Source organism: Candidatus Purcelliella pentastirinorum, assembly GCF_003391335.1.
GTDB lineage: Bacteria > Pseudomonadota > Gammaproteobacteria > Enterobacterales > Enterobacteriaceae > Purcelliella > Purcelliella pentastirinorum.
On the sequence record NZ_CP028374.1, the window covers coordinates 35,486 to 49,760 of the forward strand.

Annotated in this window: 10 protein-coding genes and 1 pseudogene; 3 read left to right on the forward strand and 8 right to left on the reverse strand. The window is 17.9% G+C overall.

The annotated features are described in order from the left end of the window. Positions 1–173 precede the first annotated feature (173 nt). From holA to sbcB, 3 genes are all read right to left on the reverse strand, one after another. A complete protein-coding gene (gene holA / locus C9I82_RS00190; protein WP_115955856.1) occupies positions 174–1,160 on the reverse strand; it encodes a DNA polymerase III subunit delta in 987 nt (328 codons plus the stop codon). A gap of 185 nt (positions 1,161–1,345) precedes the next feature. Continuing rightward, a complete protein-coding gene (gene leuS, locus C9I82_RS00195; RefSeq protein ID WP_115955857.1) occupies positions 1,346–3,907 on the reverse strand; it encodes a leucine--tRNA ligase in 2,562 nt (853 codons plus the stop codon). A 59-nt stretch (positions 3,908–3,966) separates the two neighbouring features. Continuing rightward, positions 3,967–5,370, reverse strand: a complete 1,404-nt coding sequence (gene sbcB / locus C9I82_RS00200; RefSeq protein ID WP_115955858.1) for an exodeoxyribonuclease I — start codon at positions 5,368–5,370, stop codon at positions 3,967–3,969. Between the two features lie 95 nt (positions 5,371–5,465). Here sbcB and xthA point away from each other — a divergent pair, with 95 nt between their 5' ends. Continuing rightward, positions 5,466–6,272, forward strand: coding sequence for an exodeoxyribonuclease III (gene xthA, locus C9I82_RS00205; protein ID WP_115955859.1), 807 nt, complete (start codon positions 5,466–5,468; stop codon positions 6,270–6,272). A gap of 32 nt (positions 6,273–6,304) precedes the next feature. Here the strand turns inward: xthA and glyS are convergent, their stop codons facing one another. The 4 genes and pseudogenes from glyS to C9I82_RS00225 all read right to left on the reverse strand — a co-directional run bounded on the left by glyS (position 6,305) and on the right by C9I82_RS00225 (position 11,284). Further along, a complete protein-coding gene (gene glyS, locus C9I82_RS00210) occupies positions 6,305–8,326 on the reverse strand; it encodes a glycine--tRNA ligase subunit beta (protein WP_115955860.1) in 2,022 nt (673 codons plus the stop codon). A 24-nt stretch (positions 8,327–8,350) separates the two neighbouring features. Beyond that, positions 8,351–9,241: a glycine--tRNA ligase subunit alpha gene (gene glyQ, locus C9I82_RS00215; RefSeq protein ID WP_115955861.1), complete on the reverse strand. Its 891-nt coding sequence runs from the start codon at positions 9,239–9,241 to the stop codon at positions 8,351–8,353. Positions 9,242–9,361: 120 nt separating this feature from the next. Continuing rightward, positions 9,362–9,880: a flavodoxin FldA gene (gene fldA, locus C9I82_RS00220; protein ID WP_115955862.1), complete on the reverse strand. Its 519-nt coding sequence runs from the start codon at positions 9,878–9,880 to the stop codon at positions 9,362–9,364. Between the two features lie 52 nt (positions 9,881–9,932). Continuing rightward, positions 9,933–11,284: pseudogene (locus C9I82_RS00225) on the reverse strand (amino acid permease). Positions 11,285–11,561: 277 nt separating this feature from the next. On the opposite strand from C9I82_RS00225, the gene tsgA reads away from it, so the two are divergent. Continuing rightward, positions 11,562–12,725 carry an MFS transporter TsgA gene (gene tsgA, locus C9I82_RS00230; protein ID WP_115955863.1) on the forward strand — a complete coding sequence of 388 codons (1,164 nt, stop codon included), beginning with the start codon at positions 11,562–11,564 and terminating at the stop codon, positions 12,723–12,725. A 9-nt stretch (positions 12,726–12,734) separates the two neighbouring features. Here tsgA and trpS read toward each other — a convergent pair whose 3' ends face one another. Continuing rightward, on the reverse strand, positions 12,735–13,730 hold the full coding sequence (gene trpS, locus C9I82_RS00235) for a tryptophan--tRNA ligase (RefSeq protein ID WP_115955864.1): 996 nt from the start codon (positions 13,728–13,730) through the stop codon (positions 12,735–12,737). A 236-nt stretch (positions 13,731–13,966) separates the two neighbouring features. On the opposite strand from trpS, the gene C9I82_RS00240 reads away from it, so the two are divergent. Then, positions 13,967–14,272, forward strand: coding sequence for a TusE/DsrC/DsvC family sulfur relay protein (locus C9I82_RS00240; protein WP_115955865.1), 306 nt, complete (start codon positions 13,967–13,969; stop codon positions 14,270–14,272). Positions 14,273–14,275: the final 3 nt, after the last annotated feature.

Sequence of the window (14,275 nt, forward strand, 5' to 3'; positions counted from 1 at the left end):
AATTAAGTTATTTGAATATATTTTAATAATTAATATTTTTTTAAAGAGTATATTTTTATCTAAAATAGATTAAATGATTTTATTTAATATTAAAATATTTATTTTTATTAATATATTAATGATTTTATATATTAATTATTAATAAAATTATAATTTTATATATTTCATTTATTTTAAAATGTTGATAAAATTTTTAAATGTAACCAAACAATTTTTTCATTATTTTCTTTATGTATCATTAATTCTATTTTTATTAAAAATTTTAATATTAAATATATTTTTTTATTATCTAATAAATTTATAATTTTGTTAAAAAATAATTTACGTATATTATATATATAATAATTATTTATAGATAATATTTCTTTAATATTTTGTTTAAATCTTTTAATAATAATTAATATTAATAAATCGTTTTGTAAAAATCTAATTAATGTAATAGGACTATATTTATTTTTAAATAATTGTTTTAATATATGTATTGACCTAGTATAATTTCCATATAAAAGTGATTCACTCCATTGTGATGGATGAAAAAGTGCTTGATCAAATATTATTTTTTTAATATTTAATATATTTAAAGATTTTGTTAATGAAATTAATGAAATTATTTTTAGTATTTGATTAAGTGCTAAAATATTTCCCTCATAATAATAACATAATAATTTAATTATTTTATAATTTAAATTAAATTTTAATTCTTTAATTCTTTTTTTTATCCATTTATGTAAATATATACCAATAGGAGTATTACAATTTATTAAATTTACTTGTATTTTTGTTTTTTTTATCAAAAAACAATCTATTTTATCAAGTTTATCTGATTTAATTATTAAAAAAATATTTTTATTTAATAAATTAATCAATCTATTTATATTTTTAAATAATATTTTATGATACTGTTTAATAACGGTTAAAATTATAGTTTTTTTTTTTATAAAAAGATCATTTTCTTTTATAAAATTTGATATCATTTCAAATTTAAAAGTATTATCTACCATAATTCTTATAGTATTATTAAAATTAAATTTGTTTGCTAATTTTAATATATTTAATATACTATTTTCTTTTAAAAAAATATTATTACCATAAATAATATAATTATTACAAAATTTATTTGATACACATTTTTTGTATTTGTCAGAATAAAAAAAATTCATTTTTTTAATTTTAGTATAAAATTCAATTAACTTTTATTTTAAATTTAAATATTTTAACTAAAATAATATATATAATTATGATAAAATTTTTCATTATTATTTATAGTTTTTATACATATGTCTATTTATTATTAATATTATCTTTATTTGTTATTAATATATTAAATTAGTAAAAAAATTGTTTTTTAATTAGTAACTATGTTTAAAATTTTTTTAGGAATATATATTATTTTTATTATTTTTTTGTTATTTAATGATTCATATATTTTATTTATTGCCATTTTTTTTATTTCTTTATCATTTAAATTATTTGAAATATTTATTATTCCTTTTTTTTTCCCATTTATTTGTATAATTACTACAAAATTTTTATAAATTATTTCTTTTTCACATATAGCTGGCCATTTAGTTTTTTCTATATCATATGTACCATATATTTCTTTCCATAAAATAAAGCAAAAATGTGGTGTAAATGGATAAAGCATTTTTATTATTATAGTTATTATTTTTTTAATAAATTTTTTATTTTGTATTATATAATCAAATATTTTTGTTAATTCATTAATTAATTTCATTATTGATGAAATAGCTGTATTAAAACTTTGTTTCATTTCAATATCTTTTGATACTTTATTAATAGTTTCATATAATTTTTTTTCAAAAATTATTTGTTTATTAATACTAAAATAGGTTATTATTGATGTTTTATATTTATATTTTTTATATCTAAAAACTATTTTCCAAAAACGATGAAGAAATCTATTCATACCAATAATTCCTGATTCATTCCAATCTAATGGCATGTTAACCGGAGCTGCAAACATTATAAATAATCTTATTGTATCAGCGCCGTATTTTTTTATTATTTCTTCTGGATTTATTCCATTGTTTTTAGATTTAGACATCTTTTTTTTTCCATCATAAATTATTTTTTTACCATATATATGTTTTATATTTATTATTTTACCTATTTTATTTCTTTTAATAATTACATCTTCAGGAGAAATCCAAATACGTTCATTATTTTTACTTATATAATAAAAAGTATCAGAAATAACCATTCCCTGACATAATAATTTTTTAGCTGGTTCAGATGTTTTTACAAATCCAAAATCTCTTAATAACTTATGATAAAATCTAAAATATAATAAATGCATTGTTGCATGTTCTATTCCTCCAATATAATAATCTATTGGTAGCCAATAATCTGATGTTTTTGAATCTAACATGCCTTTTTTATAATTAGGACAAGTATATCTTGCATAGTACCATGAAGATTCAAAAAAGGTATCCAATGTATCTCTTTCAAGAGAAAATTTTTCTTTATTAATTTTAATTTTATTTGGTTTATATTTTAATTTAATTTTTTTATTTCTTTTTTTAATTTTTATATTTTCTGGTAGAATTATTGGAAGTTTATTTTCTGGTACTGTTTTAATTTTACCAGATTTAGATATAGCAATAGGAATTGGAGTACCCCAATAACGTTGTCTTGAAATATTCCAATCACGTAATTTATATTTAATTTTTTTTATCCCTTGTTTTGTCATTAATAATCTATACTTTATAGATTTATTTAATTTATTTGTTTTTAAATTATTAATTTCATTAAAATTATATAATTTGTTTTTTTTACGGACTAACTTATCATCTAAATATTTTACTTTTGGTAAATTATTTAAATAAATATTATATTTTTTAGCAAATAATAAATCTTTCTTATTATTATTTGGTATACATATTTTTGCATAATAATTATAATCTGTTACATTAAAATTTGATATCCAAATAGGTATTTTATTTTCATTAACAGGATTTATTGCAAATAAATTTGTATTTATACCATAAATATTATTTTTAGATGAATCATCAGTAAATTTAGTAAAATTTTTATATTTATTAACAAATTTTGATATTGAAATATTATTTTTTAATAAATATTTTGTTAATTTATGCCTTATAGATATTTTAATATATATAAAATCTTTAAGAAAATTTGGATTAGTAGTAAAAATTTTTATTTTTTTATCATTTTTTAATATTTTAAAGCAGATTTCTATTCCCTTAGTTCTACCAATCCAATTACGTTGCATGGTCTTTACTTCTTCAGGCCATAATGTTAAATTCTTTAATTCACTAAATAATTCTTCTGCATATTTAGTAATTTTTAAAAACCATTGTGATATTCTTTTTTGTATAATTTTTTCATCGCAACGCCAACATTTACCATTTATTACTTGTTCATTAGCTAAAACTGTTTTATCATTTTTACACCAATTTACTAAAGACTTTTTTTTATATATTAACTTACTTTTATACAATTTTATAAAAAACCATTGTTCCCATTTATAATATTCTGGTTTACATGTAATTAATTCTCTGTTCCAATCATATGAATAACCTAAAGATTTTAATTGTTTTTTCATTTTTTTTATATTTTTATATGTCCAATCCGATGGTCTTTTATTATTTTTTATAGCTGCATTTTCAGCAGGCAAACCAAAAGCATCCCATCCCATAGGATGTAGAACATTTTTACCTAACATTCTTTGATATCTTGCTATAACATCCCCAATAGTATAATTTCTAATGTGTCCCATATGTAAATTACCTGAAGGATATGGTATCATCGATAAACAGTAATATTTTTCTATATATTTATCTTCTTTTGTTATAAAAGTTTTTTTTTTATTCCAAAATTTTTGTACAAATTTTTCTATTTCTTTATGATTGTATATTTTTTTCATAAATTTTTTCTGAAGTTTGAATTTAAAATTTCAATATATTATTTAACTATTAAAATATTTCAATTAATTAAATTAATTAAATACTTAGTATAACTATATATTTTTTTTAATAATTTTTGATTATTTAAATTATTTTTATAATATAAATGTAATTTTTTTATTTTTATTAAATAATTTTTTATATAAGGAAAATTAAAATATTTTTTTTTATGTTTATCCCATTTTTTTTTTTCAGTGTTATTTAATGTATAATAAAAATTACGAGCTCTATAACGAAATAGTAAATTTTTAAATCTTTCATCGTATTTATCTAAATCAATTAATTTTAATTTATTAACATTTGTTTTTCTAATTATTTCCATTAATTGATAATCTTTATTTGTAAAAAACCTTTTATATAATTGACAATCTATATTATCTTTATATTTAAAATCATTTATTTTATGATAATCATAAATATTTTTTATTTTTTTATGAATCTTATATTTTTTTATAAAATCAATATTTTTCATATATTTTTTTTTATTTATTTTTAATCTTTTACAAGAAATTTCATTTAATAAATTTATTGGTATAATTATTGGACATTTATTTAGATAAATTTCTATTATGGATGATTTTTTATTTTTATTAAATAAATATTTTTCTTTATCATTTATATTATTATTTAGAAATAATGAAATATCTTTCATTATATTAAGTGCAACAAGTACATTTTTTTTGTAAATCTTAATAGGTAAAATTATATTTATAATGTTTTTTTTTACATCAAAAATATTAGAAATATATATAAATGGTATATTTTTATTTTTTTTTATTAAAGATAATAATTGATTTTTTTTTCTATTATTAAATAAAAAATTGAAGAATTTAGGTTTCTTTTTTTTAATTGATTTTATTATCAATATAGTAGCATATACGTCAGACATTGCATCATGTGAATCTATATTTTTATATTTGTTTATTTTCACAAAATCTTCCAAGCGAAAACTAGGAATTCCATTTTTTTTGTACGGCCATTTTATATTTTTAGGACATAATAAATAACAACTACGAATAATATTTATTAAATCCCAATTATTATTACCATTATACCAACTCCACATATATGGATGGAAAAAATTACGATAAAAAATGTTACGAGTAAAAAAATCATCAAATTTTATATTATTATATCCTATTATACAATTTTTTTTTTTTAAAAATAACTTATATATTAATTTTGCAAATTTTGATTCAGAAACTCCTAATAAATTAGCTTTTTGAGGAGATATTTTATGAGTTAATACGGATTCCGGATTTGGCAAATAATCATCAGGTAATTTACAATAATAAATTTTAGGTTTATCAATAATATTAAAATCAAAATCTGTACGAATAGCTGCAAATTGTGCTGGTTTATCCAAACTAGGATTTATACCAAAAGTTTCATAATCGTAAAATAAAAAAGTATTTTTAATCATTTTAAACTTATAATATTTCTGTTTATTATTTTATATAGTATATTATTGTATTTATGTTTTAAACACTACATAAATAAAATAATAAAACTTATAAAATGAAATTTTTATCTTTTAATATTAACAGTATTAGAATTAGGTTGCATCAAATAAAAGAAATTATAAAAAAACATAATCCAGAAATTATAGCTTTACAAGAAACCAGAGTAGATAATAATTTATTTCCTGTAGATGATATATTTAAATTAGGATATAAAGCTTATTATTATGGTAAAAAGGGATATTGTGGAGTGGCATTTTTAAGTAAAATATGTCCTTTTTATGTTTTAAATGATTTTCCAAATTACAAAGAAAATAATGAATGTAGAATCATTACAATAAAAATTTCAACATATATAGGAAATATTACTTTAATAAATATATATGCACCTCAAGGTGAAAATCGCAATAATTATATTAAATTTAATAATAAATCAGCTTTTTTTCTAAATTTATATATTTTTTTAAAAAGAATGATTAATCCAAAAGAATTAATTATTATCATGGGAGATATGAATATAAGTATGACTAATAATGATATAGGAATAGGTGAAAAAAATCGTTTATTATGGTTAAAAAGAGGTAAATGTTCTTTTTTACCTGAAGAAAGATCATGGATGCAAAAAATATTTGATTGGGGATTTATAGATGCATGGAGATTTAAAAATATAAATAATTATTTTAGTTTTTCTTGGTTTGATTACAGATCTTATGGATTTTTAAAAAATAAAGGATTAAGAATTGATTATATATTAATTAGCAAACCATTAATTCGGTATTACCATAATACTGGTATTGATTATTATATAAGAAATATGAATAGACCTTCAGATCATGCGCCAATTTGGATTGAATTGGATATTTAAAATTATAACTTATTAATTTAACATAACAAAATTTATTTAATATTGAGCAAAGATAAATCACATATACAAGAGAATAATTTCAATAATTTCTTAAGAATTGTTAATCTATTAATTCTTATTATCTTTATTGGATCGTTTATCATAGTATTTTTTAAATAATTTTCAACTATGTAATTTAAAGAAGATAATTCTATTATTATACTTTTATAATCTTTTTTTTGTAATAGTTTTTCAATTTTTTTTTTTGATATATATAAGTTATTTACAAGTAATATTTCATATTCATTTTGTAAATTTTTTTTATTAATTTTTTTATTTATTTTTTCATTAGATTTTAATAGAAATTTAAATATTCTTTTACTTGTTAAAATTAGTTTATTTAAAATATTTGATTTATAAAAATATGATATTACGGAAATTTTTTTATCAATATCAATAAAAAATTTATCATTTTTATAAAAAATTGCATTTATATAATTTTTATTATGACCTTCTTTATTATACAAATTAATCATTCTTTTTAATAAAAAATTAAATACATCATTAGTCACATTTAAGTTAAACAAATTATGATTAAATAATAATTTATTTTCTTCTATTATTTTTTTTACATCAATCAACAATTTGTTATGTAAAATTATTTTTATTATACTTATAGCTGATCTTCTTAATCCAAATGGATCATTACCCCCCTTAGGGTATATATTTATACCAATCATTCCAACTAAATTATCTATTTTATCTGCTATAGCTAATAACAATGATATATGATTAGATGGTATTTTTTTTACAAATAAACTGGGATAATATTGTTCTTTTAAAGAAAGAGCAATATTTTTATTTTCATTATCTTTTAATGCATGATACATACCTATAATACCCTGCATATCAGGAAATTCAAATACCATTCTTGTTAATAAATCACATTTAGATAACATTGCCGCACGTTTAATGTTTGTTATGTCAACATTTATTATTTTTGCTATTTTAAGAGATATATTTTTTATTCTTTTTGTTTTTTCTAACATGGTACCTAATTTTTCATGAAATAAGATATTATTTAAAGATAAATAATAGAATTCTAATGAATTTTTATAATCTTGATTTATTAAAAATTCAATATCTTTAAAACGATTGCATAAAACAATTTCATGTTCTTTTATTATTTTTTTATATTTTTTTATTTCTATATTTATTATAAAAATAAAATAAGGTACTAATATATTATTATTGTTATATATAGGAATAAATTTATATAAATTTCTCATAACGTAAATTAATATTTCTTTAGGTATATGAAGATATTTTTTTTTAAATGATCCAATTAAAACTATAGGCCATTCTGTTAATGAAGCAATTTCATTTATTAATTTATTTTCTGACTTAATTTTCCCATTAATTTTATTAATTTTATTTACAATCATGTTTTTTATTTTTTCTTTTCTTTTTTTATTTTTTACTATTACTTTTCCTTTATTAAATAAAATTTCAGGATATTCATCAGCATGTTTAAGAATTATATTTTGTTTACCCATAAATCTATGTCCAAATGTTGATCTAGAAGATTTTATACCAAAAATATCAATATTTATTATTTTTTTATCTAACATTATTAATAAAGAATGTACTGGACGAAGAAATCTATTATTTGTATTTCCCCATCTCATATATGTTTTTTTTTGCATTTTATGCAATATTTTATTTACTAAAATTGCTAGTATTTTTTTTATATACTTTTTATATTTTATTAATTGATTACTATTATTTTTTACATTAATATTATAATTATTTTGATTTATTTTAACTATATATTTATTAAATATTTTAAGATTATTTAATAAATATGTTTTATTTATATTTTTTTTAAATTTTAAATTATATATTTTTAAAGATATTCTGCGAGATGAATAATAATTATTTATTTTTTTATAGATAAAACTAAATTCATCTAATTCCCTTATAAAATTAATATAAAGTTCGTTGGAAATTACTTTTAATTGTTTATAAGGTAGTTCTTCTGTTCCTATTTCTATTACAAATATACCTTTTTTCATATAATAATAATTCCAATTGAAATTTTATTTATTTATTGATAAATAAAATCTATTTGTTAATATTTTCATTAGATTTCTTATACATAAAATATAATTTTGTCTTTCTATTACTGAAATCACATTACGTGCATCTAATAAATTAAATACATGTATTATTTTTAATATATTTTCATATATTGGATAAATTAATAATTTGTTTTTTTTTAATAAACGATTAATTTCTTTTTCATATTGATTAAAAATATTTATTAAAAAATCAATATTTGAATATTCAAAATTATATATAGAATATTCAAATTCATTTTTTTTAAAAATTTCACCATATGTTATTTTATTAAATTTATTATTATCCCAAATTATGTCATAAATATTTTCAATTTCCTGGACATGCATAGCAATACGTTCCAAACCGTATGTTATTTCACCCGTAATAGGTTTACAATTAATACAACCGACTTGTTGAAAATAAGTAAACTGTGATATTTCCATACCATTTAACCAAATTTCCCAACCTATTCCACATGCACCTAATGTAGGATTTTCCCAATTATCTTCTATAAAACGTAAATCATTGTTTTTTAAATCTATTTTTAAAAATTTTAATGAATTAATGTATAAATCTTGAAAATTTCTGGGTGATGGTTTAATTATAACTTGTAATTGATAATAATGTTGCAATCGATTATTTTTCATACCGTATCTACCATCATTGGGACGTCTTGATGGTTGTACATAAACTGCAGAAAAAGGATTAGTACCTAAAGCTTTTAAACAAGTTAGAGGATGAGAAGTTCCTGCTCCTACTTCTATATCTATAGCTTGATAAATATGACATCCATGTTCAGACCAATATTGTTGTAATAAATAAATTATTTTTTGAAAAGTAAAATTATTTTTTTTAAAATTTTTATTCATAAAAAATATTTAGATTTAAAATATATATTAAATTTATAATTTTTAATTTTAATATATAAATTTAAAATAATTTTATTTAAATTATAAATTAAAACTTATATAAAAATTAAAATTATTATTTTATTCGTTAAAATATTTTAACAAGCTTTTACTCCAATTATACACACGTTTTTTAGTTAAATGTGACTGACGATCTTCATCTATAACTAAACCTAAAAATTCTTTTGAATTAATTAATGATCTAGATTTTTTAAAATTATAATTTTTTATAGACCAATTACCAACAATACAACCATTATTTTTTTTAATGATATTATATATTATTCTCATAGCATCACAAAAATATTCTGTATAATCTTCTTGATCTCCACAACCAAAAATAGCGATTTTTTTATTAAAGAAATCAATTTTTTTTAAATATGGTAAAAAATTATCCCAATCAAATTGAACTTCACCATAATACCATGTAGATATACCAAATATTAAAATATTAAATGATTCAATATCTTTCTTTTTACTTTTAGATATATTGTATAATTTAACTTTAAATTTATTTTTTTTAAATTGTTTTTTAATTTGTTTTGCTACTTTTTTTGTATTACCAGTATTTGTACCAAAAAATATTCCTATTTTTTTCATTACATAACTCTCTATTTTTTTCTTAATATTATTTTTAAAATAATATAATTAATTAAAATATTTTTTTATAAATTTTATTTGTTTTTTTTATAAAAAACCAACCTATAATTAATAATATACAAATAAATGGTATAGATGCAATAGCATAAGTACCATTTGGATAATCGAATATCATAATAACAAGAACAAATATTAAAAAAATAATGTCATCCATGAAGTGTATGGCGAACCTGTAAGTCTAAAATAAATTTTATTTTCTTTTACTTTGTTTATTTTAGATCTTAATTTTATTTGACATAATATAATAAATATCCAAGATGATAAAATACCCAATGATGCAATATTTAATGCTATATTAAAAATTATTGATGGTATATAATAATTAAATATTACACCTATAAAATATATACTAATAGTAGTTAATATACCAGCATAAGGAATACCATTATCATTTATTTTATTCATATATTTTGGTGCCGACCCTCCCATAGACATTGAACGTAAAATTCTACCAGTTAAATATAAACCGTAATTTAAACTTGATAAAGCTGCTGTTAATACTACAATATTCATAATGCTATCTGCATATGGAATTTTTAAACTTAAGAAAACTGTAACAAAAGAACTTTGATTGGAATGATATTTACACCAAGGTATTAGTAATAATAATATTATTATAGAACCAATATAAAATATACCTATACACCATGTTATACTATCTATTGCTTTAGGTAAAATTGTATTACAATTTTTACATTATCCTGCTGCTGTGCCTATTAATTCTATTGATGAAAATGAAAAAATAATACTTTGAGTTACAGCGATAGATCTAATAATACCCAGAGGGAAGATACCACCTTGATCTAATAAAAGATGATATCCAGGAATAAATCCTTGTAATGTGTTACCAATAATTATAAAAAATATTCTACATAATATAAAAATTATTATAGCCAATACCTTGATTATAATAAAATAAAACTCTAATTCAGCAAACCACTTTACTGTTAACATATTCATTATACTTATAATAAATAATGTTATTAATGAAAATATCCATTGAGATATATGAGAAAATATAGTCCAATATTGCATATATATAGAAATTGCAGTGATATCCACAATACCTGTCATAGCCCAATTGATAAAATACATCCATCCTGTAATATAAGATGCTTTTTCACCAAAAAATTCTCTTGCATAAGATACAAAATTACTACTAGATACTCTGTGTAATATTAATTCTCCCAAGGAGCTTAAAATAAAAAAAGAAAAAATACCACAAATCAAATAAATAAATATTGATGATGGACCAGTTTGTTGTAATTCGTTTCCAGTTCCTAAAAATAATCCAGAACCAATTGATCCTCCAATAGCTATCATTTGTAATTGACGATTATTAATTGTTTTTTTATATCCTATATCATGTGAACTTAACCATTTTTTTTTTAGTAAAATATCTTTTTCTTTTATTTTTTTTAATTTTTTGCATTATAATGTCCTTTATTAATAAAATTTTATTTATTATTTTGCTATATAAAATATTATTTATGATTTTATTTAAAATCATATATTTAAAGTCATATTATAAATTTAAAGATAATTTAATCTTTTATTAATATTTAATTTTTTTTATATTTAATTTAAATGTTTATTTAATTTATAAAATTATATTGAAATTATGACCAATTTTAATCGTATCATGATAACCTGGATTTGTTATTTATCCTATGCATTTGTTGGTGCTTTAATAATTGTAAACGGTATAATAATGGAAAGTATTTCTAAATATTTTAAATTACCTATATTGAAAATAAGCACTAGTTTTACTTTTCTAAATTTAGGTATCTTAATATCTATTTTTTTAAATTTTTGGTTGATAAAAATTATTTCATTTAAAAAACAATTTGTAGTTAATTTTTTCTCTATTTTATTAATTATAATATTTTTAATAAATAATCATAATATAAAACTATTTTCTTTTTGTATGTTTATACTGGGAATAATTGCTGGTACAACAATATCTAATTGTACCTTTTTAATAATAAATTTGTATGAATTTAAAAAACGAGGTTATTATTTAATGATAACTGATTCGTTTTTTAGCTTATCTGGTATATTATTTCCTATAATTTCTATAAATATATTAAAACAAAATATTTGTTGGTATTGGATATATTTTATAATAAATATTATATATTTATTAATAGTAATATTAACCATTAATGTAACATTTCCTATTATAAAAATTGATAATTATAATAAATTAAAAATTAATAAAATATTCAAAATAGATACTTTATTATTGTCTATATCAGCCATGTTTTATATTTTTGCACAATTAACTTTTATAAGTTGGGTTCCTCAATATATGAATAAATATTTAAATTTAAATATAATGTATTCAGGAAAGCTAATAAGTAATTTTTGGTTTTATTATATGTGTGGTATATGGGTATTTAGTCTATTATCAAAATATATAACTTTACAGAAAATTTTTATATTTATGACTGGAATATCTACAATTTTTATGTTTTGTTTTATAAAAAGTACTATTTTATTATATCTTAATTTAAATATTATAGGTTTAGGTTTTTTTTCTAGTGGTATTTATATGATTATAATTACTATTGCATCATTAAATAATAAAATTAATAATTTTAATAATATAAATATAATTTTAACTTTTGGAACAATAGGTACTATGTTAACATTTATTATAAGTAATTTTATCATAGAAAAAATTAGTTTATATTCATCATTAATTATGTCAAATATTCTTTATTTTATTGTATTTATTTTATCTATTTTATCTTATTTTATTAAATTATATAAAAATTATTAATTTTAAATTTTAAAGAAAACCAATTTTGTTATATATTTCTTTTAACGTATTATTAGCACGTATTTTAGCTTTTTCTGCTCCATCATGGACAATATCCATTAAATATTTATAGTTATTTATATAATAAAAATATTTTTCTTGTAAAATAAATAATTTTTTTATTAAAATATCTATAACTTCATTTTTTAACGAATTATATGTTTCACCCCTAAATTTTTTTTCTAAATAAAAAAGATTTTTTTCTGACATACTAGATAAAATAATAAGTAAATTAGAAATGCCTTTTTTATATTTTGGATCATAATGAATAGTAGGTGGATTATCTGAATCAGTAATAGCTTTTTTTATTTTTATTTTTATTATTTCTTTTTTATCTAACAAAGAGATAAAACTATTTTTATTAGTATCAGATTTAGACATTTTTTTTTCAATATTTGACAAAGACAATATATTTGATTTATTTTTTATAATATATGATTTAGGTATTTTAAATAAATCACCATATATATTATTAAATCTTTTAGCTAAAGTACAACTTAATTCTAAATGTTGTTTTTGATCTTTACCAACAGGAACTATATCAGTTTTATACAATAGTATATCAGATGCCATCAATACTGGGTATGTAAATAATCCATTATTTAATTTACTCTTTTTATTTTCTTTTTTTTTTTTGAATTGAGTCATTCTTTTTAATTCATTAAAATAAACATAACAATTAAGTATCCAACTAAGTTGTACATGAGCTGGAACATGAGATTGTATAAATATTATACTTTTTTTAGGATCTATACCACATGCTAAATATATAGCAATAGTATTTAATATATTTTTTTGTAATGTAAAAGGATCTTGTTTTACTGTAATAGTGTGCAAATCAACTATAGAATATATACAATCATATTTATCTTGCATTTTTATCCATTGTTGTATTGCACCGATATAATTTCCTATTGTTAATATTCCTGAAGGTTGTATAGCACTGAACACAACAAGTTTATTCATAATTATTTACCTATTAAATTTTGAAAATTAAATTTATTTATATTAATATCAATAAGATATTATTTTATAAAAAATATAAATATTTTATATTATTATTAATATTTATTAAGTATTTTTTCTTAAATTTATATGGGTTTTATTAAATTTTAATAATCATCTATAGCTATTTTTAAAATAATATGATTTAGTATATATTAAAGATAATACTATTTTTTATATTATTAAATAAAAAATTTATGAAATTTGATTATTCTGGACATTTAAAAAATTTTTATGATTGGGATAAAAAAATAGCCCATGAAATAGCAAAAAAAGAAAATATTTTATTAAATGAAGATCATTGGAAAATTATATATTTTATAAGAGAATTTTATTCTGTTTACAAAATATTACCAAAAACTCGCATTATTGTAAAGTCAATATCATTTAAATTAAATACAACAGTTAAAAATAGTGTTTACTTATTTATGTTATACCCTAAAGGAATAATAACACAAGCAAGTAAAATAGCTGGAATACCTAAATCTATACATTGTTTTTAATTA

What these genes read in the sequence shown, in the direction of transcription:
- holA (WP_115955856.1), bottom strand. Translation starts at nt 1,160, where the DNA reads ATGAATTTTTTTTATTCTGACAAATACAAAAAATGTGTATCAAATAAA.
- leuS (WP_115955857.1), bottom strand. Translation starts at nt 3,907, where the DNA reads ATGAAAAAAATATACAATCATAAAGAAATAGAAAAATTTGTACAAAAA.
- sbcB (WP_115955858.1), bottom strand. Translation starts at nt 5,370, where the DNA reads ATGATTAAAAATACTTTTTTATTTTACGATTATGAAACTTTTGGTATA.
- xthA (WP_115955859.1), top strand. Translation starts at nt 5,466, where the DNA reads ATGAAATTTTTATCTTTTAATATTAACAGTATTAGAATTAGGTTGCAT.
- glyS (WP_115955860.1), bottom strand. Translation starts at nt 8,326, where the DNA reads ATGAAAAAAGGTATATTTGTAATAGAAATAGGAACAGAAGAACTACCT.
- glyQ (WP_115955861.1), bottom strand. Translation starts at nt 9,241, where the DNA reads ATGAATAAAAATTTTAAAAAAAATAATTTTACTTTTCAAAAAATAATT.
- fldA (WP_115955862.1), bottom strand. Translation starts at nt 9,880, where the DNA reads ATGAAAAAAATAGGAATATTTTTTGGTACAAATACTGGTAATACAAAA.
- tsgA (WP_115955863.1), top strand. Translation starts at nt 11,562, where the DNA reads ATGACCAATTTTAATCGTATCATGATAACCTGGATTTGTTATTTATCC.
- trpS (WP_115955864.1), bottom strand. Translation starts at nt 13,730, where the DNA reads ATGAATAAACTTGTTGTGTTCAGTGCTATACAACCTTCAGGAATATTA.
- C9I82_RS00240 (WP_115955865.1), top strand. Translation starts at nt 13,967, where the DNA reads ATGAAATTTGATTATTCTGGACATTTAAAAAATTTTTATGATTGGGAT.